The sequence below is a fragment of the Sphingobacterium humi genome (genome assembly GCF_009768885.1).
In the GTDB taxonomy this organism is placed as follows: Bacteria; Bacteroidota; Bacteroidia; order Sphingobacteriales; family Sphingobacteriaceae; genus Sphingobacterium; species Sphingobacterium humi.
On sequence record NZ_WSQA01000003.1, the window covers coordinates 338,992 to 362,861 of the forward strand.

Below are 23,870 nucleotides of genomic sequence, written 5' to 3' on the forward strand. Positions count from 1 at the left end.
CTCCGTCCTGTTTCATTTACAAGATCAAGCATTTTATTTGTATGGCAGAAAAGAAGAAAGGAAATTTCTTTACCGATAGTTTTAATATTTTGAAGAATTCTGTGATGGGATTCTTAAATGAGGATAGTTTAAAATACAGTGCCTCCTTAGCCTATTACACCATTTTTTCCTTAGGCCCCATCCTTGTGTTGATGATTTCATTGGCCGGTATTTTCTATGGGGAAGAGGCGATTAAAGGGAAGGTTTTTACGGAGTTGAATGGCCTAGTGGGGCCGACGGCAGCACGACAGATTCAGGAAGTTATCAAGAACCTGGAGCTTTCCGGAAAGTCGAATATGGCCTTAATTATCAGTATTGTGACGCTGATTATCGGTGCTACCACGGTGTTTGGCGATATTCAGAATTCCATCAATAAAATATGGCATGTGCGGGCCAAGCCTAAAAAGGGCTGGTTGAAAATAATAATGGATCGCTTACTTTCCTCTTCTTTGGTAATTGGTTTGGGCTTCCTGTTGGTGGTAACTTTGGTGGTGAATGGTATTATATTGGCCTTAACCGATCGCTTGCTGCGGTATTTTCCGGATATGACTGTCTTTGTGATGGATGGTATTAACTTTCTATTGACGTTCGGTATTATCTTCCTGCTCTTTGCGGTGATTTTTAAGGTATTGCCAGACGTAAATATTAAATGGAAAACCGTGCGTGCAGGGGCGCTTTTTACGGCGGTGCTCTTTATTTTTGGACGCTTATTGATTGGGGTTTACCTGCAGAATTCAGATACGGAAACTACCTACGGGGCAGCCGGATCTATTGTACTGATCTTACTTTGGGTCTATTATACCGCGGCCATTCTGTACTTTGGGGCGGTGTTTACCCGGGAGTATGCCACCTATAAAGGGGTGTCTATTGAACCTTCGGTGTTCGCTGTACATGTAGAAGTGAAAGAAATTGAGCGCAATGTGGATGAGATACCACCTGCGCCCTTAACAGAAGAGGAAAAGGTTATTGAAAAATAACCTTTTCCTTTAAGTTCGGTTTCCATAGAATACCGCGATTCTTTCCTCCAGATCGGCAATAATAGCGCCTGCAAAATCCTCATCTTCTAAGTGGATGGCATGGGCTAAAGCCCCTGGGCTAAACACATTGACCTCCATGATTTTATCGCCTACGATATCCAAGCCAACCAAGTACATATTGTCGTCTTTCAATTTTTGGGAAACCTGACCCACCAAATGTAATATGTCCTCGGTGATTTCGGCATGTTGGGCCGTGGCGCCTTGGTGAATATTGCTACGGATTTCATTCTCGGGTTGTACGCGTTGCACAGCGGCATATTTTCCATTGACTACTAAGGGTTCACCATCCAGCATAAAGAAGCGGATATCGCCTTTGGGGGCATCTGGCAGGTATTCCTGCGCAATGACATAGCCATCGCGGGAAATGGCTTCCACCGTTTGTTTCAGGTTCTGCCGCTCATCGTATTTGATCATAAAGACATTCTTGCCCCCGGAACCTTTTAAGGGCTTGAGGATGATTTTATTTTGCTGCTCGTCTAGAAAGCGTAGGACATCTTCATGGTTGCGGGTGACCATGGTTTTTGGGCGGACCGCTTTGGGGAAATTCTCTAGGTAGAGCTTGTTGTTGGCCTGCACCAGGTTGTCGGGGTCATTGATTACAAAGCCACCGTTTTTCTTAACCAGTTGGGCAAATTGAATGCCTGTGGCTGCCGCCCAGGGCCGGTTGATCATGTCTAGGGTAGGGTCGAAGCGCAACCACAGCACCTCTACGGTAGCTAGGTCTACCAAGGTTTTCTTTACATTTTTGAGGTGCTCCATCAGCTTTTTGCCTTGGTCTATCTTTTCCTCCGGATGCACGATGCGGCAATGGGCATGGATGCTATGTTCATCTTCATACACAAAGTCGGCCAGGCCGATGTACAATACGGTATGGCCACGTTCCAAGGCCTTTAGGGCCAGGATTGTCGTGGTGAATTTTTCTTCTTCTTTATGCGTCTGATTGATTAAAAATGCAATTTTCATCGGTATGTCTCTCTGGGTTTTATTTAGTCAACGAGTTTAAAAATAGATCCTTTTTGTTTTACTTCTTCCCATTTTGGGCGGTATTCGGCCGATAGGTAGCGTGGGATAATTGCTGGAGGAATGAGAATTTCCCGTTGCAGCAAATCCTTGATAATCGGGAGGTAATCCTTGCGGATTTTCCCCATCATCAGCAGATCGACCTGATGGCCTTCTTGTATGTAATTTAAAAGTTCGATGATGCCTTTTAGGTAGAGGGCATCTTTGGTGAGTCCGCCGCCGCGGTATACCCGCATGGTGAGCTGGAAGGCGGTTTCCGGTTGGAAATAATATTGATCGATCAGCAGATCGAAGGTATCGGTAAAGGTATTACCGAGTAGCATATGGTGCACGGCAATTACGCGCGCAGCAATAATACGCAGGCGATCGTTGTTTAAGCCATTCACAATATATTCCGACAATACGGCAAGGCCTTCCTGCAATTCTTCATAGCCGGGAACCCCCAGGCTAAAGAGGTTTAAAGGCTGCTGCCGACCGTTGAAATAGGTGACAACATGGGTGCCTATTTCGTGCTGAATAAGCGCCATAGCTCTGTTTTTGGTTAGCTTATATTCCTTGGAAATATTGAGTGCGCCTCGATTCACCATGACGCCGGAGATGTCCTCACGAACACGTACCGGACTGTTAAATTCGGGGTTTTGCTTTTGCAGGTATCGGATTTCTTCGCGTGCCATTTTAGCGAAGTCGTTGGCCGATATGATGTCATCCGAGCGCTTGGGGGCGCCCTCTGGTTCGGTCATCATCAGGATGGCCAGCGCAGAATTATAGAGCTTCTCTGATACATTCCCGAAGACCTGCAAGCTGCCATGTAGGAAGTCGTCCTTGCCACGGTCGGCCAGCATGGTAATCATGGAGTCCAGTTCGGCCCTTTTGTCGCGGAAGATATAGGCCATGGTGGGGTCGTAAATATCTTCGATGCGCAGGTTGTATAAGCGTCGTTTCACCAAGTCCGGGTCCACATGCATGGGCCGGTAGAGAAACTTGGGTGTTTTCCAGTATTTGTCTTTCTTAAATTGCAACCAGGCTTCATGTGCATTCAGCGGGGTCACCATCAGCAGGAAATCAAACTTCTTGGTTTCCTGAGCTAAGGCCTGATCGATGTCGACCATCATCGGTGTGAGTTCCTGATGGAAGTTTATCTTCTGGGCGGTCGCATTTAAATGGGTATAGACCCTAAGAAATTCGAAGAAGAGGCGGGATAAGGACTTGGCCAGGGTTTCCCGATACATGCGGATCAGGATGGGCAGCACATTCTCGTTTTCATCGATGTAGTTCTGCCGGATGGAGAGGCCCATTAAAAGGATCTGTCGGTTTTGAAGGTCTTTTTTGGAGAACAGCTGTTCGGTATCCGGGGCATGCGGAATCTCTTGCTCCTTTTCAATGTCTACGCGGATTTCCGGGGCTTCCATGCGGATGTTCTTCTCCAGGTACTCGGCCAAGGGCAGCAGGTCTTTTTGCGCTAAATGGACTTTGATATCTTCCTTCTGAGTGGGCTCGGCTGTCCAAGCCTCAATGAGAAGACAGGCGCCAAACTCTTCTGCTAATTTCTGCGCAATTGGCTGTATCCAATCTTTTAAGGGGAAGTCGCTGGAGCGACTTACAATGCTTGCATTTTCTGTTTTGGCTAAATCAACCAGCATCTTGTCCTTTTTATCGGCATCGTTGATGCGGTAGATAAATACATAAGGGACAATCTTGTTGAAAATAAACTTTCCAACATTGGGTATCTGGTAATGAATGGCCGTGCCTTTGCCAATCGCGTGGAGAATGCGCTGTAAAGGCTTATTTTTGTCGGTCATACGCAAAATACTGCTTTAAGGTGGCTACTGAGTTCATGAGCAACTGCTTACAGGCGGTAATGCGGCTGGGATCAGGGGCACCCGTCCATTCGTTCATGAAATCCTTTCTAAATTCTATGGACACCACGCAGCCATGCTCGCCATATTGGGCGTTGAGATACTGGTTGAGGTATCCACCCTTAAATTTAACATTCTCCCGCACATCCGGTACCTTTCCGTATAAGAATTCATCTTGCAAGGCTTGCTGAAAATGCGCCACTAAGGGGCGCCATTTGGGCTGCACATAGGCGGTGCCCAGATTAATCTGTGGATTGGCGACGGTATCTATTTCTTCTTCCGAGCCATTGCGCTGGGCATTGTAACTGTGGATATCGTAGATAAAGAAATAGCCGTGCCTCTCGATGGTCTGCTGAATGAGGGCATCAATTTCCTGATAGACTAGGGCATGCTCTTTTTGCAAAGTCTGTAACAAATCTTCGGGTAAGTCGTGCCAAACGTCTAATCCCCAAGCTTGCTCGGGCTGTAAGTAGATGGCATTGGGGAGGTTGCGATTCAGGTCGAGTTGAAAGCGGGAGCTCCCCACAATAAACTGATTGATGGCCAGTTCGGCCATGGCAGCAGTAAAAGGATCTTCCTCCCGCAGGCGCTCCTCCGGGGAAAGCCGTTGATAGGCTTGCAGGCTTTCATCCAGTTGATGTCCGTCGTGAATGGCAAAGGCCCAGAAGGGACTATCTACCTGTTCGATATGATATGTGGTCAGTAGCTTCATGTTTTTCGTTTAGGAAATCGACTAGATACTAAACAAAAGTAAGCCGGAATAGTTTGATTTACGATAAGAAGACTTACGAAAATAAAGTGATAACAAACAAATACTATTTTGAATTGTTTCAGCGTTATAAAATTGTAACCAATTAAAAAGGAGGTTGTTATGAACCTAGTACAACGCATCGAGCATTGGGGAGATGCCCATCACCCCCGCTGGATAGACTTTGTCCGTATCATCTTGGGAATTGTTATTGTTGCCAAAGGTGTTAGTTTTATTATGGACCGGGATTCGGTCGCTCGTTTAATCGAGCAAACTCATTTTCAATTATCCATCTGGTCAGCGGTGCATTATGTGGTCTTTGCCCATTTGGTAGGAGGTATTTTTATCATCCTGGGGCTTTGCACCCGATTGGCTTCGGCTATCCAGATTCCCATCTTAATCGGCGCGGTATTCTTTGTGAATATCACCAATGGATTCAGCTTTCTGAATTCGGAGTTCTGGTTATCCTTGGTCGTTTTATTATTACTGATCTATTTCCTTATTGTAGGCTCAGGGCCGATGTCCTTGGACAAGGAAATGGATAAACCCGGCTATAAACGTAGGATTTAAGGAATTAAATAGCGTTTTGGGCAAATAAAAATAGCCTGCATGAGACATACAGGCTATTTGGAATTAATAATTGAGGGAGAGACCTACACCTAATCCCATATCGGAATCGTAATGCGTTCTGACCCCCATATGTCGGGTTAAGATGTAGCGCAACTCACCCATGTATTCTTTGTCGGAATTGACCATAAATCCGGCACGGAGTCGCTTTGTGACTGGAATATCCTCCCGCATTAGTTGCAAGCGCACATTCCCATCGTGATAGAGTTCCGCTTGGAATCGAACCAGCATCGGCAGCATATAGGCAAATCCGACCGAGAACAATGCCCGTTCGTTCTTGCTGTTTGTCTGTCCGAAGATATTGGTCTCGGGGCCATGCTTTTTCATATCCCGATAGCGCCAGTCGAATCCTACAAAAGGCATAAACCATTGCATGCGATCCAGATAGCGTCCGAGGTGAGTTTCCACCTCATAGCCGTGGCTATTGTGATAGCCCAATCGCCATTCGGACGTTAAGCTCCAACGCGCATTGTGCAGCATCAGCTCGCCATCATTACCGTTGGTCGCAAAGTCGTTCTGGATCATAAAGTGTGGCATATTGCTTTCCTTTTGCAATTGGCGATAGCCCCAGCTTTTGTTGGGAAGCTTCGGATTCGCAGGCTGATCTTCCGTGCTGAAAACGCGGTTCATGCCTGCCATCATATGATAGAGGATATGGCAATGGAAGAACCAATCACCATGTACGTTGGAAGCAAATTCAATGGTATCAGTTTCCATAGGCATGATATCCAATACGTTTTTCATGGGCGCATATTCGCCCTGCCCGTTAATGACGCGGAAGTCATGACCATGCAGGTGCATCGGATGGCGCATCATGGAATTGTTATACAAGATAATCCGCAATACCTCACCCATTTTAATCGGGATTTTATCCACTTCCGAAAGCACCTTATTGTCCATGCTCCACACGTAGCGGTTCATATTGCCGGTGAGTTCAAACTTAAGCTCCCGTACGGGAGTACCGTCCGGAAAGCTGCTTGGGGAAGTTGCCCGTAGCATGCCGTAGTTCAGGGTTTTGATTCCCTGATCATGACCTTGCTGATGTTGGCTATGGTCCATTGTGGACTTATCTTTCATCTCATGCTGTCCATGCTGATTGTCCTTTGGCTTCCCTTGAACATGACCTTTATCATGACTTTGATGCTGGCTATGGTCCATACCTGCCATGCCGCCTTGGTTTTCCATCTCCGGATACATTACGGTGTTCATGTCCATTTTCTGCATAGACATCTTCATGCCCATATCATCGAGGTCGCCGTTCATTTTCATCATGTCATTCATCATCTTCATGCCCTCAAAGTATTTGAGAGTAGGCAAGGGGCTCACCAATTGCTTGATACCCGAGCCCAAGTAGATGGATGTATTGCTGGTTCGATCCTCCGGTGTAGCCATAAACTCATAGGCGAATCCGTCTTCCGGTATCTCGACTACCACATCGTAGGTTTCCGAAACCCCGACCAGCAGCCGATCCACCTCGACAGGCTCAACATCATTACCATCGGTCGCCACTACCTTTATTTTCCCTCCGGCGTAGGTCAGCCAGAAGTAGGAGGATGCTCCGGCATTGATTACCCGAAGGCGTACCTTATCGCCGGCCTTAAACTGGGATAGCATCTGCTCGCTATCGCCATTGATCAGAAAGCGATCGTAATACACATCGCTGACATCCATGGCCAGCATTCGCTTCCATTCGTTGGTCAATTTAGTTTTAAAATGTCCGGCTTTAATGGCTTCCCCATAGCTTTGGGTTGCATTTTTTTTGATAGCAAACCAGTCGTTCGCATTATGCAACATCCGATGGACATTGTGCGGGTTGAGGTTTGTCCATTCGCTCAGGACAATCGGAATCTCGGGAATATCGTCGATGCCTTTGCGAATTCCCGGATCCTGTTCCCTTTTTTTCAGGATCATCGCGCCGTACATCCCGATCTGCTCTTGCATGCCCGAGTGGCTATGATACCAATGCGTACCGTGTTGTATAATCGGAAAGCGATAGACATAGGTACTTTTAGGTGCTATAGGCATTTGGGTCAGGAAGGGTACTCCATCCTCCGGGTTAGGGAGAAAGAGGCCATGCCAATGCAGCGAGGTCGATTCATTCAGCTCATTATGCACATGGATTTCCGCTGTATCCCCTTGGGTAAAGGTGAGTGTCGGCATCGGAATCATGCCATTGACCGCGACGGCACGCTTGGCTTTCCCGCCATAATGCACCAGCGTATCCCGAACATAAAGGTCATAACGCTTCACTTCCTGAGCAAGTACAGCTTGCGCTAGCAAGGTCAGGAAACCCAGCAATAGATAGGTTTTTATTTTTTTCATACGTCTCCTTACGATTTAAATAGCTAATCGGCAGGATTAGTTTTGAATTTTTTCCTTTAGTTCGCCACAGTTCATCATCTTCGATCCGAAATACGGATTCTTTATCGCTTCTTCTTTGCTTAACCAATAGGCCCCTGAATTGCCATTCGCCATGGGGCAATGCAACACATATAAAGGCTGTTGGATTTGCGCCGATTTGGCCAAACTGATAAACTGCTTCGACAGTGCGGTAAAGGATTGGCGTTGTTTTTCCAGGTCTTTGCTGTTGGCCATAGCCTTGGCATCCTTTATTAAGCCTTTATATACCTGCATCCAAACCTGATGTTCTTTCTCGCCAAGCTTAGCCATTTCCACCTTTTCCAACTGCTGTTGTAGGGTTTTCGCATGGTTAGCTGCGGCTGTAGCATCGGAGGCAGTCAGGGCATTTTTCACTTGGATATAAGCTTCGAAGCTTGCATCCAATGGCTTGCTTTCACTATTATGGCCACTAGCGGCATGTTTCGCATGGCCCTCGGTAGCTTGACCCTGCGGATGATGCACGGTTTCTTTGCTAGCTGTTTCATGATCGCGATCGTACAGACAGCATTCATGCAGCTTGGTATACACATCATCGGGCGCTCTAAAGCCTTGGTTATCATAGCCGGCCTGGGCTATTTTCTTTAAGATAGCCTCTTCGGAAGTCTTCGTCGGATCATATTGAAAGGTAATCTGCTTGGAATCAGCGTCCCAATTCGCATTGCTCGCCTTAGCAGCAATGGCGGCTTTTTCTATGGTTTTTTTGCACATGCCACAATTACCATTTACGATGGCGCTGCTGTTTTGGATGGTTTTATTTTGCGCCTGACCTGAAAGTGCCAAGCATAGGCTTAGGATACCTAAGCTACTTTTTAGAATATTCATTGCTTAAAATTTTAAAATAATAGATGTATTGGAAAGGGTACTTCCCAACATGAGTTCCATGTTTTGCTGTTCCTGAAGGGATTAGCTTATTTTAGGCGGGATGAATATACTGGAGTAGCCGCTCGGGATAATAAAGGCCGGCATGCTTTGCTCATCTATGTCGATTTGGTAGCTGGGGCTACTGAAATCAAAATAGAAAGTATGTAAAAGCATGGTCGATAGCATCGGCGCAATGCAGCAGCAAGGCCCATGTCCGGCACAGCCAGACTGTTCGGCTTCCTGATGTTGTGGATGTTCCGATTGCGATTGCTGATCCTGACAGCAAGCATGCTGTTCCTGATCTTTCCCTTCGCTATCGGCAAGATGACAATGTGTAGTTTTAGTATCCTCCTTTTCATGCTGACATGCCGAAGCCGCCGATGGAAGCACCATCGTCAATAGCAAGCCGCAGAAAAGGATAAATTGTTTCATTTGTTATAGCTAACAGTTATATCATTAAATAGTTTGGGAAGCTTGCGATTCTTTTTTCGGTGCCATCCGGATAAACAGTTCGGAGCCTGCTCGTGGCGGGATGCTGTTATAGCAAGTTTCCATGCGTAGGATATCGAAGTCTTCTTGAAATAACGCTTGATATTCTGCGGCACTTCCCCCAAACGGCGGGCCGGCTTTTTCAAATTCCACCTGAAACAACAGGCCTGCCAGCACACCTTCCGTACTCAACAGTTCCTTCATTTTCTTTACGTAGGCAGGGCGTAAGGTCGGATCGATGGCACAGAAGAAGGTCTGTTCCAGAATTAGGTCGAAGGTACCTTCTAACTGGAAGAAATCGCCTTGAATAACTTTCACCTGCGGCAACTCCTTAAATTTCTGCTGGGCGCGTTCTACCGCCAAGGGCGCAATATCGATAATGTAAATGTCTTGAAATCCTTTTTCTACCAGGTAGGCCGCCTCATAGGCATTGCCACAGCCCGGAATCAGAATCCGAAGCTGCTTATCTTCGAGGCCATCGATATACTGTGTCAATGCTGGCGAAGCATAGCCGATATCCCATCCGGTTTGATTATTTTCCCAGCGTTCATTCCAAAAGCTTTCCGGTGCTGTTCTTAATGCAGCTAACGATTTATCTTTTTCCATGGTAGATTTTACTGCAGGCAATATAAGATTATAAACGTAAAATTAAGTCTTCGCATTGTCAAGCTAGCGATATAGGCGTGCGTTTGTCTAAGATTCCTCCGTTCCTTTTGCGTCTTCCGGCTGGTTAGGGATATAAATATAGCAGCCGGCTTCGGAGGGATGATCGAGCACCATACTATCTGGATCTTGTTTCCACAGCAATTGGATAATCATAAAATCTCCGGCAGCGGCCATGGTAAAGAAGATAGCGAAAAGTAACATCCCGATGCTACCTGTAGCAATAGCAATAATACCTGGTAATAAACCCAAGAGTAGGGCAGGCATCATGGCCCCAAGTATATAAGCTCTTAACTTTAGGGGTTCTTTGCAATGGCAGTAAGGAGTTAGCATTTTTTTAAGAATACCATATTTAATTGCTTTATGCCCCCCTTTTGCAAAGAATGACCAGGTAATACCATGAATTAATTCATGCAGGACAATACCTCCCACAAAAAGAACAATTGGCAGCAGGCCATAACCGGACACTAAACTCTCAAAAACACTGGTTAAGAATTGCTTAATGCTTGAGCCCGAGAAATCATCTAGCCATAGCAACAGAAAAGGTGCAATATAGAAGAGGGAAACGGGTAAAAACAGGGAGCATCCCAATGAATTTGCTTTTACAAGGTCTATTGTTAGTTTCTTTTTCGTGTAGTTGTTCAATTCCATATTTTAATATACTAAGAATTCTTTGCATTAAGCTATGCCTATTTTTCTTCAAGGTATACCATGTAAACCATATCCAATCCTTCGGCCCAATAATCACGATGAATCTCCCTGATTACAAATCCTTTTTTCTGGTAAAAGTCGCAGGCCACCTGCGAAGTACGGACCACGATTTCGGAAATATCCGGTTTTTGTTGGATGCGAATTAAGCGTTCAGCCAATAGCGCCGAGCCAATACCCTTCCCATGCTGCTCACGGTCCACAAAGTCCCAACTGAGGTATGCCTTTCCCTTTTCCTTGGTATAATTGATGCCCCCCGCAGCTATTAGCTTTCCTTCGCTGATGCAAACCAAGTAATCCTCGCGTTCGTGGCTTAGGTAATGCAATAGATCTTGGGTTTCTTCCGCCGCGAAATACTGCGGAATGTTACTTTTGAAAATGGCTAATACCTCCGCTAGGTCCGTTTCCTGATAACTTCTGATCGTTAGTGTCAAGTTTTTAGACATGGGCTATTCCGCAAATTTCTCAAACGTACGCCAATATTTATCCTTGAAAATATCGTATTCAATTTGAAACTGCTGGGCATATTTCCGGGTTATGGCATCCATCACCCTAGAAGGTTTTCTGAACTCATGGCAGGCAAAGCTCACTTCCCGGAGGCCGTTTCCTGTTTCCCGAACCACCAGGATGTAGCCATCTTCCTCAGGCAGCTTTTCCATCAGGTCGTTCTCCAGTTGTTCCAAGCGTTCGTATTCTTCCTGACTGGGGAAGCCATCTTCCGGGCGGGGTTGGTAATGCACCATGACCAGCAATATCCAGGGGTGAGAGGCTTTATAGTCCCAATGCAATATGCTGTTGTTTACAATGGCATATAGGGGTGTGCCATCGTCTACACTGCCTTCGAAGGAGGCGAAACTATCCTCGGCACTATTGTGTCTCACGTCGTGATAGCGTTCTACGAATTCTTTCTCACGCCAGGTGAGGTAAGCTTCTAATTTATCGATGGAAATCAATTCCGGCAGGTCTGTTGCCGGTCCACACACACTGAGGTTATCAATCATGGTGATGGATTTGTATTCCCCCAGCACATTGTCTAAATAGATGCAAACGCCGTTATAGATTTCATGATGTCGGTTTTCATCGTAATGATCATACACCATCACCAAGTCTATTTGGTCGGGGTAGGCACTATGTTCAATGGGGTAGAAGTTGATGTTTTCTTTGTTATACAGCATATCGCCCATACGAATCTCGAAGGAGTCTATATCGGAGGCTTGCTTTAGGGCTGTAAATTTCCAATTTGGTAAGTTAGGCGCTGCGGCAATTAAATCTTCAATAAAGGCGATATTTTTAACGACGGCATCAGGGGTCAAGATCAATTCGGCGATTTTAGTTTTCTTTTCCATGCCTACGAGAAAGAAAATACGCTCGTTTAGTTTGGCCAGTTTTTCCGATAGGAAAATGAAAAAATCCTCTTCAATACGATCACCCTGTTGAATAGCTTTATAAAACCGCGCTTCCTCCTGTACGAACCATTCCCAAAAATCCTTAATTGTTTTTACGTCTTTCTTAGGGGAGTTGCTGCTTTTAAAAATCTTATTGAATATGCTCATACTGTTGGTTTAATGCCGGAGTTCTCTAAACAAATTTAATAGAATTTTGCGTTCTAAGCCTATAGTTTTGAGGTTATTATCCGTTTTTTATGGGAAAGGAAAGGTTATTGAGGGGCTAACCTTGGGATACGCGCATGAAAAAAGGGCCTTTGCACGCAAAGGCCCTTTCTGTATCGTTTCTTTATGCTAGAGGCGCAGGAGCTTCCTCTTCGAATAAAGGTAATTCTTTAATGATGTTGTACCAGGAAATTACTTTTTTAATATCCGAGGTATATACTCTAGACTCATCGTGTCCAGGTGCTACTTCACGGAAGAAATCACGCAGGGTGTTGCCGTCGGCTTTCACATCAACGGTGTTGCCGCCATTGGCTTTAATTGCTTCGAATACATCCAATAAACGGATTTCTTCTTCTTCACCATAAATGGTAATATCTTCCAATGTTGCCATTTTAGTGGTCGATAAATTAACAACGGTTTTGATTTTCGCTTTATCCAAAGATTCTAGAATAAAGCCACCTTTGTTCTGACCTACTAATTTAAACAATCCTGGTTTTCCTGTTACGGATACTAATCCTCTTAAATTCATATGTTCGTTATGCTTAATCTTCAATAACTTCTATCCCTAAGATGCGGTCGCCTTGGCGGATATCATCTACGATATCTACGTTTTCAATCACTTTCCCGAAGCAAGTGTGGTTTCTGTCTAGGTGTGCGGTATTGTTACGGCTGTGGCAAATAAAGAATTGTGAGCCTCCGGTATTGCGTCCAGCATGCGCCATCGACAATACACCACGGTCATGATGTTGGTTGTTGCCATCCAATTCACAGTCGATTTTATATCCTGGGCCACCTGTACCTGGCATGCCAGATGCGCCTTCGCGTGTATTCGGGCATCCGCCTTGGATTACGAAATCAGGAATAACACGGTGGAACGTTAATCCATCGTAGTATCCAGATTTTGCCAATTTAATAAAGTTTGCTACTGTATTTGGAGCATCTTCTGTGTAGAACTGCACAGTCATGTCACCTTTTTCCGTTTTGATAATTGCTTTACTCATAAATTCTATTTATTAGAAATAAGATACAAAGATAAGGTTTCTCCCTAAAATAGGAAGTTGTCTGGATAAGTTGTTCACATTCAGGCGTTTTTATATGGGCTATATTTTGTATATTTAAGCAGAATCCTTTGTTAATCAAGAAGATACCCTATGCGGGAGAAAATGGTCATTCGGGAATGGTCAGCTGCCGATCGGCCGCGGGAGAAGCTGATGCAGCAAGGCCGCCGCGCGGTAAGCGATGCCGAATTGTTAGCCATTGTCGTCGGATCAGGAAGCAGCCATGAAAGTGCTGTAAGCCTCTGCCAGCGCTTGCTGGCCAGTGTAAAACATAGCCTCTTGGCCCTCTCGCGATTAGAAGTGCAAGATTTATGCAAGTTTAAGGGCATAGGCCCGGCCAAGGCCATCAGCATTATTGCAGCTTTGGAACTTGGCCGTCGTCGGCAGGAGGCGGCAGCCGAAGAAAAACCACAATTGAATTCCAGCAAAAAGGTGTATGAGTATTTCAGGCAGCAATTGCAAGATTTGAGCCATGAAGAGTTCTGGTGTCTTTACCTAAACCCGGCCTGCAAGGTGCTCGATGAGCAGGTTATCGGGCGTGGCGGCAATGATTTTACACCGGTTGATGTGCGCCTGATTCTGCGCCATGCCTTGTTGAACAAAGCAAATTCCATTATCCTCGTCCACAATCACCCTTCCGGCACCCTAAGCCCCAGCCAGGCCGATAAAGTCTTGACCAAGAAAATTGTGCTTGCCGCACAAACCATGGATATCCATATCCACGACCATTTGATATTCACCGATCAATCTTATTTTTCCTTTCGCGATGAAGGACTGCTGTAAGGATACGTTCTTATCCTATATCAATGCAGGAGTAAACAGATTGCCCAATCTTTGTGTTATAAATAAAAGGAAAGAAAGATGGCAAAATATAATTATCACCCGGCAGCTTCGCGAGGCGTAGCAAACCACGGTTGGTTACAATCGAAACATACCTTCAGCTTTGGCGGCTATATGGATGCTGAACGCATGAACTTTGGCGCCCTGCGCGTTCTTAATGATGATCAAGTAGCGCCAGGCATGGGCTTTGGCAAACATCCGCACAGCAATATGGAAATTATCTCCATTCCTTTACAAGGCGAATTGGCGCATAACGATAGCATGGGGAATGGATCGGTTATAAAACAAGGTGATATTCAGGTGATGAGTGCCGGAACCGGCATTGAGCATAGCGAGTTTAACCATTCGGAAACAGAACCGGTAAAGTTCTTACAGATCTGGGTTATCCCCGACAAGCAAAATGTAGAACCCCGCTATGATCAGCAGGCCATAGACATGGATAAGGCGCATAACAACTTCTTGCAGATTCTGTCGCCGGATGCTTCCGATGAAGGTGTTTGGATACATCAGCAGGCTTGGTTTCATTTGGCGAAGTTTGACGCTGATTATACCCGTGAATATGTGTTGAAAAACCCGGAACATGGCTTGTATGTTTTCGTGCTAAGTGGGGATGTGCAGGTGGGCAATCAAACCCTGCATAGCCGTGATGGCTTAGGCATCATGGGCGAAAAGCACCTTGCTATAAAAGCCTTAAGTAAGGCCGAATTCTTATTAATGGAAGTGCCGGTTGTGTTTTCATAACCTGCATCGCAATATAGGCCTTTGGCCAAAAAAAATAGAGACCTGTTTCGGCAGGTCTCTATTTTTATGTTTGTTTTAGTAGGTTAATTCATCAAATTTCCAACCGGCAATTTCGGCTACCGTTCTAGGAATATCGACATTATCCATTTTGTGGCTGAATTTCTCTGCACCAACGCCAATAGCGAAGATAGGAATATAGGCTGCCGAGTGGCTTCCTGATGCCCAGCTTAAAGAAGACGCTTTATTTAACGCATTGATGCTTAAGGAAGCAATTTTATCAATGGTTGCGTATAAGCTTTTGCTGGTTTCGTTCTGATGGTTGATGAAGCTCTTTTCATAAGCGGCTTTAATTTCCGCTTCATCGGCTTTCACCTTAGTCCATAAGCCTGTTTCTGTGCTGATTAAGTTTTTCACGTCTTCCCAAGTCGCATTCGGCGAGTTTTTACGAAGCTCATTAATTTTTGCTGAAAGCTCTTCTTGCGAAATCTTTTGGGAAGCAATTTGTCCCAAGCGTAAAGTCGATCCGCCATTGCCAACGCCTAAACCACCTGTTTCATGGTCTGCCGTCACAATAATCAGGGTTTCTTTCGGGTGTTTTTTATAGAATTCATAGGCTTTTTCTACCGCTTTGTTGAAGTCTAATACCTCGTGGATGGCCGAAGCACCATCATTTGCATGACATGCCCAGTCAATTTTTCCACCCTCCACCATTAAAAAGAAGCCTTGTTTGCCTTGGCTTAAGGTTTTAATAGCGGCCTCTGTAATATTCGCTAAGTTCATATCGCCTTGTTTCTGGTCGATTGCAAATTTTAAAGAGCTTGCTGGCGTGCCTTTATCGTTCATCAGGATTAATTTATTTTGTCCTTTTTTCACCTGATTGAAATCTTTCATGCCGTAAAGTAGGGTATAACCTGCTTTTTCCAATTGTGGATAAAGCGGTGCTACGGTTTCTTTCTTGGCGTTGGTTTCCGGTTTTAAGAAACCTGAACCCCCGAAGAAGTCGAAATTCGATTTAATGATATCCTGACCGATTTCATAATACATGTTGCGGTCTTTTTGGTTGGCATAGAAAGAAGCAGGTGTGGCGTGGTCAATGCTCACACTGGTGGTGATGCCCACTTTCATTCCTTTTTCTTTCGCCATGTAGGCAATACTTTTGTAGGATTTAACACCAGCGCTGTCCATCCCGATCACGCCATTCTTAGTTTTAAAGCCTACAGCTAAGGCTGTACCTCCTGCTCCCGAGTCGGTCACTCCATGAGAAAGGGAATGGGAAGTGGCATGGCTAGCCACCGGAAAGGTGCTGAATACCATAGGTACGGTCGTGTTTTTCTGTTGCTGGCTTGCCAAGAATACTTCGGCAGCATGCACCTGATTTAAACCCATACCATCACCAATTAAGTAAAAAATATACTTTGGGTTATTTTGTCCAAAACTTAATCCGACGCATAATACCAATGCGAGTGCGAAGCTGATACTTCTTTTAATCATGTGTATTGAATTTGGTTAATTACAAAAATACGGTAAGGATGTTAATATAATATTAATTTAAATGAAGAGCGAAAGCAAACAAAAATTTTACATAGCTGTTATTGTGTTATATCAATTTTAAACAATATGGAAAACAGTTTATTGACAACCGCACGGTCGTATTTTAACGATCAGGTTTTTGAGCATATCGCTACGCAGGAGGGTGCATCCTCCGATCAAGTTCGTCAGGGTTTGGATGCCGTTATTCCATCCTTATTCTTAGGGCTACAAGGAAAATCCTCTACGGAGCAGAGCGGTATTTTTGATGTGTTAAAACAACATTTCTCGCAAGTCGACTTTTCAAATATTAGTTCTTTATGGTCTAATGCCAGTATTGAAGGTGGCGAATCGGAAAAAAGCAACCATTTGCTAGGTTCCATTTTTGGGGGCGGTTTAGACCAAGTGATCAGCTCGATCTCCGGATTTCTACATACGAATTCAGGGATGGTGAGCAAGCTTTTTAAATCGGCATTGCCTGCCGTTGTTGGTGCCTTGACTTCCAATGGAACCAACTGGGACCAAAACCGGATTTCCAGCTTACTCGATCAGAATAAATCCGATTTCCTGGCGGCATTGCCATCGGGATTGAATTTAGGAGCCTTGGGCTCGTCGCTATTGGCAGATCCAGATATCGTGACCGGCCGACCTGTACATCCGGTAGAGCCGAGTGAGCCAGTTATCGATCCGGTTAAGGATGTGGTTGTGGACGATCCGATTATTCCTATTCCACCAAGAGCAAGCCATGTAGAGCCGGAACGCCCCGTAGCAACCATACGCGATGAGGAACCAAAACGTGGCGCCGGGTTATGGTGGCTGCTAATTCCAATCCTTTTACTGCTTTTATGGTTCTTGTTCGGGAAAGGCTGTAGCCGCGAAGACAGTACGACCACAACCGATACCATGACTACCAGCGTAGTACCGGTTGATACCATGCAGGATACTACGATTGATACCGCGCCAGTACGTGAGAGTATCATGGTGACTTTGCCTGATAACAGCACCCTAAATGCCTACAAAGGTGGTATTGAAGATCAGTTGGTAACCTTCTTAAACAGCGATTACAAAGCCCTATCGGATGAAGAGCTGAAAAATAGATGGTTTGATTTCGATAATTTGAATTTTGAAACCGGAACAGCAACCATTACGCCGGAAAGTCAGACCCAGTTGAATAATTTAGTTGCGATCTTAAAGGTGTTTCCGGATGTGAAAGTGAAAATTGGTGGTTATACCGATAAAACCGGAAACGAAGACTTGAACAAAAAATTATCAACCGACCGCGCCAATGCGGTGAAAGCGGAACTCGATAAATTAGGCGTAGGCGATCGTGTTGCCGAAACAGAAGGCTATGGTTCTTCTTTAGCAAAATTCGATGCGTCGGCTCCAGAATCTGATCGCATTAAAGATAGAAGAGTATCTATCTCGGTGAGAAAATAATAAAGAATCTATTTCTAATTAAGTTTTTCGGCATGCCAAACGTTTTACGTTATCGCGCATGCCGATTTTTTTTATCCTTGCCTATTTCCTGCTATTGCTTACTTTTGTGGCATGCTGACTGCCGCACAAAAAAATATGATACAAGGGGATTTTGAAAAATTCCTGCAACACCTCAAGCAAAATAAGCTAAGCCTATCTTTCGATAGTTATGGCGATTATGCCGTGTCTGTATTGAACTTTTATGTCGGTAGCTCCTTACTTAAGCCTGCCGATAAACGAGAGGCCGCCCAATTCCTGACCCAGCTGTTTAATGCCGGCTTCCAGAACCGCATTTCCCAAGCCGATATCCAAGAAATCGCCGAAAGCATAGCCCAAGACCCAACCCTGGAATATCAGTTCCTGCAACCTATTTTTTCTTAAGAACATCCCTACGCTATTCTCCCCAGCAACCTAGCCTAAAACCGCTTTGGAAACACCCAATTTTTGCCTTTTTGCAAAAGCCATATTCAACCCATCCACAGCCCAATCACAACCCTTTGCAAAAGGGTTTGAAAGGGGAGTGAAAGGGGAGAGAAAGGCTTTTAGATGGGAGATATGAGATAGGAGAGTACTGTCATCGTTCTGTCATCGTGAGCGGAGTCGAACGACTGGTACGTCAGTGCAATAATTTGTGTGTAAAATGGTTGTTTACAGTTTTTTACATTGTGTCAAAAAAAATACCCCCATATCTTAGCTTCAATAGTTCAGCATCAGATATGAGGGCTAACCACCTTGTAAACTCTTTTTTCTATTCCTGTATCGTCCAAACAAGCTTAGACGTATCATAACCATGCGCCAGTGCATAGGCCACATAAGCTTCTTTTCTTTCTTTCGATAGCGTTTTATTGCGAGAAAGAATCCACATATAATCGAGGTTGTCGCCAAAGATCAAGGCATCCTGGTAGTTTTCATCCAATTGTACAATATTGTATCCGGCGTAAAAAGGCCCAAAGAAGGAAACCAGAAGGGCGCCTTGGTTAGGGCTGTCTGCAAACTTTGCTTTCCCGATAGACTGTTTATGTTTTTCTGTATCTATTTTAACGCCTTGGTTGTTTACTTTTACCATGCCGTCCTCCCGCATGCTGTAGGTTGCTGTTACATTTTTCAGGTTCTTTTCCCAGCGGAAATCAAGGCGTGCAATTTCATACCAGGTGCCCAAATACTGCGCGATGTCAAAGGGTTCAACCACCGCCACCTTCGAGCGTACCGGCCGCAACAGATTATAGGCTACGGAACCCAGGGCAACAACAGATAGTGCAATTAATGATTTCTTTTTATCCATGTTTAAATTTACAAAGAAAACAATCTGTAGACCTAAAAGTTTAAATAGATTCTTAGTTTTGCAAAAAAAGCAGCATTGTACTCGAGGGAAGAAGCAAAAAAAATTAAAGAAACTTTTTGGACCAGCTTTGGCCAATATATGCAACCCGTGCCGGGGGCAGATGGCGGCAAGGTGAATTGGGTGAACTATAAAACCGGCATTCGCTACCTTTATTTCCGCATGGATGCCGACAATAAAAAAGCCAGCGTAGCCATTGAAATCGCCCATCCGGATGCCGGCATTCGGGCTTTGCTATTCGAGCAATTTCAGCAGTATCGCATGTTGTTGGAAAATGAACTGGGGGAGGAATGGATTTGGCATGCCGAAAGCCAGGACGATTATGGCAAGGAAACAGCCCGAATCTATGTAGAGCTTGCTGGCGTTTCTGTTTTTAAACAAAGCGATTGGCCTAGCTTGATTAGCTTCTTTAAACCCAGGATCATGGCTTTGGATAGCTTCTGGTCGGATGCGCAATATGGATTTGAACTCTTTAAATAAAAAAATACACAGATGAAAGCAGTCGTAAAATTTCTGTTGGTCTTAGGCTTAATTGCCAGCAATCAAGCGGTCTTTGCTTGGGGTATGACCGGACACCGGGTTATTTCGGAAATCGCCGAACAGCACCTTTCCAAAAAAGCCAAGCGTGGCATTAAGGCCCTAATTGGCGGTCAGAAAATTGCTTACTGGTCGAATTGGGCCGATTTTATCAAATCCTCTTCAGATCCTGCCCTGCTTGAAACAGGTTCTTGGCACTTCTTGAATACCGCCGGTAACCTAAGTTTTGACGCTTTCAACGAGGCCTTACAGCAATCGCCGGATAAGAATTTATACAAAGCCTATGCGCGTGTAAAAGCACAATTGGCGGATAAGAATTTGCCGGATGAGCAGCGCCGTCAAGCTTTGTACTTTGTGGTGCACCTGTTGGGTGATGCACATCAGCCTATGCACGTGAGTCGTGCGGAAGACTTGGGGGGCAATAAAATTGATGTTACGTTCTTTGGCAGACCAAGCAATATACACCGTGTTTGGGATAGCGACCTCGTGGATAATGAGAAGTATTCCTTTACCGAATATGCAGCGGTATTGGATTATGACCGTTCCTTTTACAAGCAATACACCCAATCGACCTTTGAAGAGTGGTTGTATGAATCGCATGTATTGGCCAATCGCATTTATGACGATGTAGCCAAGCAGAATAAGCTTTCATACGATTATATATTCCGCTACAAAGATCCGATGGAGCAATGTTTGTTGAAAGCCGGTTTACGCCTGGCCAAGGAATTGAATGAAATATTCGGCTAATTTACCGTCCAGTTGAAATAGCTTCCATGCGCTAAGAAGCGATCTTGGCTATAGCTGAACCTAAGGTCTATATAGTCGTTGGCACAGCTGCTGAAATCGCTGCAGCAAAAATGTCGGTCTATTTGGAAGTGCAATCGAAACTTGCCCGTTTCGGTTTGCGGGTCGAATGTAAATTGGCTGATGCGCAAATCTGCCGCTTGTGGGCTGCCATCCTTATCGGTTAATTGCTCGAAAATATAGCCTTTAAAATGTTGTATGGCACTTTCCGGCAACAACTGTATGAGTTGTTGCGGATCGGCCAACACCTGCTGCCAAGCGGCTGCGGAAAGTGGGCTATCCCAATTAAAATCTTGTTTATCCATAGTCAAATTGTTTTAAAAGCTGATCGATGTCCGGGAAATATTCCCCGATTAAGGCGGGCTCATCGGCATCTTCTAGCAGTGGCAGAAGGGCCGAGAACACGAAATAATCAATAGTACGCATCGATAAATCCATTAACTGTTTATTGAAGCAAATGTTTTTTGTATCTGCATTACTCAGGTAAGGACTTGCTTTTAACAGTCGGAAACTGATTTCGTTGGCCAGCACCTGCAATTGCTCTTCCCAATGGCCTACACGCTGGCGGATATGTTGTTCGAACAGCTGTAAACGCAGTTGTTTGGCAAACTTCGCGTCTTGGATATCGGTATTGTTTTTGGCACTGCAATACACCAAATCGCCTTTGATATAAGGGCTGAACGCTTCGTTGCGTGTTATTTTTACGGCATATTTTCGGTCGAAGAGCTCGATGCGAAAAAACTCCAACATCGAACTTGCTTGGGGCTGGAGTTGATGGGGTTGTTGAAACTGACGGATATAGGCGGCAACCTCATCGAGGCTGTTTTGGGCATGGGCATAAACGATTGGAATTTCGTTGGCAGGGTTGGAAAATCGAATACCTTTCTTTTCTGTCGTAATTAATTGATATTCTTTGTCGTCGACTTTTATTAACATATAAGTACAAAATAACGGATTTCCTTTGAATATATGTGCAAACAGCGATTATATAAGAATAGTTACTTTACGTTTATTTTTAGAATAGTTATGTTTGCATAAGAGTTTAGGATATTCCTAGCTCGAGATTAAATGTTGATTATGAAACAATATGTATTAATAGCTGCATTGATGGCTAGTGCGAGTATGGGTATGGCCCAAGAGCACCAAGCGATCAATGTGTCCTACATGGACAAATCCGTTCGTCCGCAAGACGATTTCTACAATTATGTCAATGGGAACTGGATGAAAACAGCCGTGATTCCTTCGGATAAACCAACCTGGGGATCCTTTAACCAATTGGCAGAGAACACCGATGTTAACAGTTTGAAAGTGCTGAAAGAATCCTTAAACCAGCAGTATGCTAAGGGTTCCGATGGACAGAAAATTGCTGATTTATACCGCTCTTATGTTGATTTTGATGCGCGTAATAAACTGGGGTTAGCACCTATTCAACAACGTTTGAAAGATATAGATGCCATTCAGAACCTCAACCAATTGTATGCTTACTTTGTGAAGTATGCTGAAGTTGGTGGTAACCCCTTCTTTGGTGCTTATGTGTCTGCACATATGAAAAACAGCAACATGAACGCCGTTTATTTAGCTGGCGGTGGATTAGGCCTGGGCCGTTCTTACTACCAAAAAGTAGATGAAAAGAATACCGAAACTTTAGGGAACTACCAAAGCTACATCAATACCCTTTACAGCAAGGTAGGGCAGAAAACCAGAGATTTAAAAGGGCCTAAAATTGTGGCCTTCGAAAAGGATATCGCTTCCAAACTGAAGACCGTAGAAGAGTCGAGAGACGCACAAAAGCGCTATAACCCGGTTGCAGTAAAGGACCTTAATAAAATGGTGAAAAACATGGATGTTGCGAAATACATTCGTGGTTTAGGTTTTAAAGCGGATACGGTGATTATTGGTGAGTTGAAATACTTCCAAGGATTAGATCAGTTGGTGAACCAAGAGAATTTGTCGGTTATTAAAGAGTATTTGAAATTCCATGTGATGGACGATGCTACTGGTTACCTGACGTCGGAATTGGACGAGTTATCTTTTGATTTCTACGGCCGTAAATTACGTGGACAGAAAGAGCAACGTGCGTTAGACAAACGTGGTTTAGGCTTTGTAAACGGTAATGTTGGTGAGTTATTGGGTAAATTATATGTGAAAGAATACTTCCCGGAAGAAGCAAAAGCAACCTGTAACGAAATGGTGCAATACCTCATTCGTTCTTTCGATCAGCATATTAAAGACTTAGCATGGATGTCGCCGGCAACCAAGGAGAAAGCCTTAGAGAAGTTGTCGAAATTCAATGTGAAGATTGGTTATCCGGATAAGTGGAGAGATTACTCCAGCTTGGAAATCGGTTCTTCTTTAATTGAAAACATGCAGAACATTCAGCGTTGGAGCTTCCGTGAGAACTTGGCGAAACAAGGAAAACCTGTAGACAAGTCGGAGTGGGGTATGAGCCCGCAAACGGTAAATGCCTACTACAACCCATTATACAATGAGATTGTATTCCCGGCAGCTATCCTTCAACCTCCATTCTACGACTATAAAGCAGATGCTGCTGTAAACTTCGGTGGTATCGGTGCGGTAATCGGGCATGAGCTATCCCATGGTTTTGATGACTCAGGATCGCAATACGATGGTAATGGAAACTTAAACAACTGGTGGACAGATGAGGATCGTGCGAAATTTGAAAAAGCTGCCGATGCCTTAGTTGCGCAGTTTGAATCGTATGAACCAGTACCGGGTGTATTTGTAAACGGTCGTTTTACCTTAGGTGAAAACATTGGTGACTTAGGTGGTTCTTCTGTGGCTTTCGATGCTTTGCAAATGTATTTGAAAGACAAAGGTAATCCTGGATTAATCGATGGATTTACGCAAGAACAACGTTTCTTCTTGTCATGGGCTACCATCTGGCGCACGAAAACAACAGATGAGTATGTGGTGAACCAAGTGAAAACAGATCCACACTCGCCAGGACAATACCGTGCTTTTGGCCCTATTATCAACTTAGATGCCTTCCATAATGCATTTGATACCAAGCCAGGCGATAAGATGTATGTTCCGAAAGAGAAAAGAATTGTGATCTGGTAAGATCATGAATAGCAATAAGAAAAGCCCGGCATGCCGGGCTTTTCTGTTATAGGTTAGGAGGCCAACTTAGGCGGTGGTATCTTCTGTAGAAGCATCTGGTGCATTTTCCTGCACCGATTTAATACCATTTGCTCTGCCGGCTTCACTTGCATACATCTCACTGGTGCCAATAATCTGCCCGTTTCCAGCTTTTAGGTTGAAGTAAAACTTCCCGTTTTTGGCGGTCAATTTATCAAACTTAGCGCTATCGGGGGCATTCTTTTTTACTGAGGCAATCCCGTTTTCACATGCAGCTTTGGTGGTATAACCTTCCGAGGTTAAGATAACCTGACCATTTACTGCTTTTAAATTAAATTGAAATTCTCCGTTTTTTCTAGTAGATATTACAAACTTTCCCATAGTTTAAATT

26 protein-coding genes are annotated in these 23,870 nt (G+C 44.5%); 9 read left to right on the top strand and 17 right to left on the bottom strand.

The window, feature by feature from the left end:
• Nucleotides 1-41 precede the first annotated feature (41 nt).
• On the top strand, nucleotides 42-1,016 hold the full coding sequence (locus GQF63_RS05610; RefSeq protein ID WP_160368145.1) for a YihY/virulence factor BrkB family protein: 975 nt from the start codon (nucleotides 42-44) through the stop codon (nucleotides 1,014-1,016).
• 9 nt (nucleotides 1,017-1,025) lie between these two features.
• Here GQF63_RS05610 and GQF63_RS05615 read toward each other — a convergent pair whose 3' ends face one another.
• From GQF63_RS05615 to GQF63_RS05625, 3 genes are read right to left on the bottom strand one after another with little or no spacing between them, the layout of a single operon-like run.
• Nucleotides 1,026-2,039: an ATP-grasp domain-containing protein gene (locus tag GQF63_RS05615; RefSeq protein ID WP_160368146.1), complete on the bottom strand. Its 1,014-nt coding sequence runs from the start codon at nucleotides 2,037-2,039 to the stop codon at nucleotides 1,026-1,028.
• 23 nt (nucleotides 2,040-2,062) lie between these two features.
• Entirely contained in the window at nucleotides 2,063-3,895 is a 1,833-nt protein-coding gene (locus GQF63_RS05620; RefSeq protein ID WP_160368148.1) for a peptidase MATCAP family protein, read from the bottom strand.
• Nucleotides 3,879-4,664 (bottom strand): N-formylglutamate amidohydrolase, encoded by a 786-nt coding sequence (locus tag GQF63_RS05625; protein WP_160368149.1) that lies wholly within the window; start codon nucleotides 4,662-4,664, stop codon nucleotides 3,879-3,881. The genes GQF63_RS05620 and GQF63_RS05625 overlap by 17 nt, the downstream gene beginning before the upstream one ends.
• A gap of 159 nt (nucleotides 4,665-4,823) precedes the next feature.
• Between GQF63_RS05625 and GQF63_RS05630 the strand changes: the two genes are divergently transcribed.
• Complete coding sequence (locus tag GQF63_RS05630; RefSeq protein ID WP_160368150.1) at nucleotides 4,824-5,270, top strand: DoxX family protein; 447 nt, start codon at nucleotides 4,824-4,826, stop codon at nucleotides 5,268-5,270.
• Between the two features lie 63 nt (nucleotides 5,271-5,333).
• Here GQF63_RS05630 and GQF63_RS05635 read toward each other — a convergent pair whose 3' ends face one another.
• From GQF63_RS05635 to GQF63_RS05675, 9 genes are all read right to left on the bottom strand, one after another.
• Nucleotides 5,334-7,649, bottom strand: coding sequence for a multicopper oxidase domain-containing protein (locus GQF63_RS05635; RefSeq protein ID WP_160368151.1), 2,316 nt, complete (start codon nucleotides 7,647-7,649; stop codon nucleotides 5,334-5,336).
• Between the two features lie 36 nt (nucleotides 7,650-7,685).
• Nucleotides 7,686-8,549 carry a DUF3347 domain-containing protein gene (locus GQF63_RS05640; RefSeq protein WP_160368152.1) on the bottom strand — a complete coding sequence of 288 codons (864 nt, stop codon included), beginning with the start codon at nucleotides 8,547-8,549 and terminating at the stop codon, nucleotides 7,686-7,688.
• Nucleotides 8,550-8,630: 81 nt separating this feature from the next.
• Nucleotides 8,631-9,020, bottom strand: coding sequence for a hypothetical protein (locus GQF63_RS05645; protein WP_160368153.1), 390 nt, complete (start codon nucleotides 9,018-9,020; stop codon nucleotides 8,631-8,633).
• A 24-nt stretch (nucleotides 9,021-9,044) separates the two neighbouring features.
• A complete protein-coding gene (locus GQF63_RS05650; RefSeq protein WP_160368154.1) occupies nucleotides 9,045-9,683 on the bottom strand; it encodes a methyltransferase domain-containing protein in 639 nt (212 codons plus the stop codon).
• Between the two features lie 87 nt (nucleotides 9,684-9,770).
• Nucleotides 9,771-10,391, bottom strand: coding sequence for a DUF3267 domain-containing protein (locus GQF63_RS05655; protein WP_160368156.1), 621 nt, complete (start codon nucleotides 10,389-10,391; stop codon nucleotides 9,771-9,773).
• A 38-nt stretch (nucleotides 10,392-10,429) separates the two neighbouring features.
• Nucleotides 10,430-10,894, bottom strand: a complete 465-nt coding sequence (locus GQF63_RS05660) for a GNAT family N-acetyltransferase (RefSeq protein WP_160368158.1) — start codon at nucleotides 10,892-10,894, stop codon at nucleotides 10,430-10,432.
• A 3-nt stretch (nucleotides 10,895-10,897) separates the two neighbouring features.
• Entirely contained in the window at nucleotides 10,898-12,001 is a 1,104-nt protein-coding gene (locus GQF63_RS05665) for a DUF695 domain-containing protein (RefSeq protein WP_160368159.1), read from the bottom strand.
• Nucleotides 12,002-12,182: 181 nt separating this feature from the next.
• Complete coding sequence (locus tag GQF63_RS05670) at nucleotides 12,183-12,587, bottom strand: DUF5606 family protein (RefSeq protein ID WP_160368161.1); 405 nt, start codon at nucleotides 12,585-12,587, stop codon at nucleotides 12,183-12,185.
• A 13-nt stretch (nucleotides 12,588-12,600) separates the two neighbouring features.
• A complete protein-coding gene (locus GQF63_RS05675) occupies nucleotides 12,601-13,059 on the bottom strand; it encodes a peptidylprolyl isomerase (RefSeq protein WP_160368163.1) in 459 nt (152 codons plus the stop codon).
• A 150-nt stretch (nucleotides 13,060-13,209) separates the two neighbouring features.
• Here GQF63_RS05675 and radC point away from each other — a divergent pair, with 150 nt between their 5' ends.
• Together radC and GQF63_RS05685 are read left to right on the top strand one after the other, a co-directional pair.
• Entirely contained in the window at nucleotides 13,210-13,899 is a 690-nt protein-coding gene (radC, locus tag GQF63_RS05680; RefSeq protein ID WP_160368165.1) for a RadC family protein, read from the top strand.
• 78 nt (nucleotides 13,900-13,977) lie between these two features.
• Nucleotides 13,978-14,697 carry a pirin family protein gene (locus GQF63_RS05685; RefSeq protein WP_160368166.1) on the top strand — a complete coding sequence of 240 codons (720 nt, stop codon included), beginning with the start codon at nucleotides 13,978-13,980 and terminating at the stop codon, nucleotides 14,695-14,697.
• Nucleotides 14,698-14,772: 75 nt separating this feature from the next.
• Here GQF63_RS05685 and GQF63_RS05690 read toward each other — a convergent pair whose 3' ends face one another.
• The gene (locus tag GQF63_RS05690) at nucleotides 14,773-16,188 is read right to left on the bottom strand and encodes an alkaline phosphatase (RefSeq protein ID WP_160368167.1); all 1,416 of its coding nucleotides are present in this window, start codon (nucleotides 16,186-16,188) and stop codon (nucleotides 14,773-14,775) included.
• A 126-nt stretch (nucleotides 16,189-16,314) separates the two neighbouring features.
• Here GQF63_RS05690 and GQF63_RS05695 point away from each other — a divergent pair, with 126 nt between their 5' ends.
• Together GQF63_RS05695 and GQF63_RS05700 are read left to right on the top strand one after the other, a co-directional pair.
• On the top strand, nucleotides 16,315-17,661 hold the full coding sequence (locus tag GQF63_RS05695) for an OmpA family protein (protein WP_160368169.1): 1,347 nt from the start codon (nucleotides 16,315-16,317) through the stop codon (nucleotides 17,659-17,661).
• Nucleotides 17,662-17,796: 135 nt separating this feature from the next.
• The gene (locus GQF63_RS05700) at nucleotides 17,797-18,081 is read left to right on the top strand and encodes a hypothetical protein (RefSeq protein ID WP_160368170.1); all 285 of its coding nucleotides are present in this window, start codon (nucleotides 17,797-17,799) and stop codon (nucleotides 18,079-18,081) included.
• Between the two features lie 367 nt (nucleotides 18,082-18,448).
• On the opposite strand, the gene GQF63_RS05705 is transcribed toward GQF63_RS05700, so the two are convergent.
• Nucleotides 18,449-18,982 (bottom strand): lipocalin family protein, encoded by a 534-nt coding sequence (locus GQF63_RS05705; protein ID WP_160368171.1) that lies wholly within the window; start codon nucleotides 18,980-18,982, stop codon nucleotides 18,449-18,451.
• Between the two features lie 75 nt (nucleotides 18,983-19,057).
• Between GQF63_RS05705 and GQF63_RS05710 the strand changes: the two genes are divergently transcribed.
• Complete coding sequence (locus tag GQF63_RS05710) at nucleotides 19,058-19,519, top strand: DUF4268 domain-containing protein (protein ID WP_160368173.1); 462 nt, start codon at nucleotides 19,058-19,060, stop codon at nucleotides 19,517-19,519.
• Nucleotides 19,520-19,531: 12 nt separating this feature from the next.
• On the top strand, nucleotides 19,532-20,323 hold the full coding sequence (locus tag GQF63_RS05715) for a S1/P1 nuclease (protein ID WP_160368174.1): 792 nt from the start codon (nucleotides 19,532-19,534) through the stop codon (nucleotides 20,321-20,323).
• On the opposite strand, the gene GQF63_RS05720 is transcribed toward GQF63_RS05715, so the two are convergent.
• Both GQF63_RS05720 and GQF63_RS05725 read right to left on the bottom strand, forming a co-directional pair.
• Nucleotides 20,320-20,685 (bottom strand): hypothetical protein, encoded by a 366-nt coding sequence (locus tag GQF63_RS05720; RefSeq protein WP_160368176.1) that lies wholly within the window; start codon nucleotides 20,683-20,685, stop codon nucleotides 20,320-20,322. The genes GQF63_RS05715 and GQF63_RS05720 overlap by 4 nt on opposite strands.
• Nucleotides 20,678-21,316, bottom strand: a complete 639-nt coding sequence (locus GQF63_RS05725) for a YgjP-like metallopeptidase domain-containing protein (RefSeq protein ID WP_160368178.1) — start codon at nucleotides 21,314-21,316, stop codon at nucleotides 20,678-20,680. Before GQF63_RS05725 ends, GQF63_RS05720 begins: the two co-directional genes overlap by 8 nt.
• Before the next feature lie 141 nt (nucleotides 21,317-21,457).
• Here GQF63_RS05725 and GQF63_RS05730 point away from each other — a divergent pair, with 141 nt between their 5' ends.
• The gene (locus GQF63_RS05730; RefSeq protein ID WP_160368179.1) at nucleotides 21,458-23,461 is read left to right on the top strand and encodes a M13 family metallopeptidase; all 2,004 of its coding nucleotides are present in this window, start codon (nucleotides 21,458-21,460) and stop codon (nucleotides 23,459-23,461) included.
• A gap of 66 nt (nucleotides 23,462-23,527) precedes the next feature.
• On the opposite strand, the gene GQF63_RS05735 is transcribed toward GQF63_RS05730, so the two are convergent.
• Complete coding sequence (locus GQF63_RS05735; protein ID WP_160368181.1) at nucleotides 23,528-23,860, bottom strand: YegP family protein; 333 nt, start codon at nucleotides 23,858-23,860, stop codon at nucleotides 23,528-23,530.
• Nucleotides 23,861-23,870: the final 10 nt, after the last annotated feature.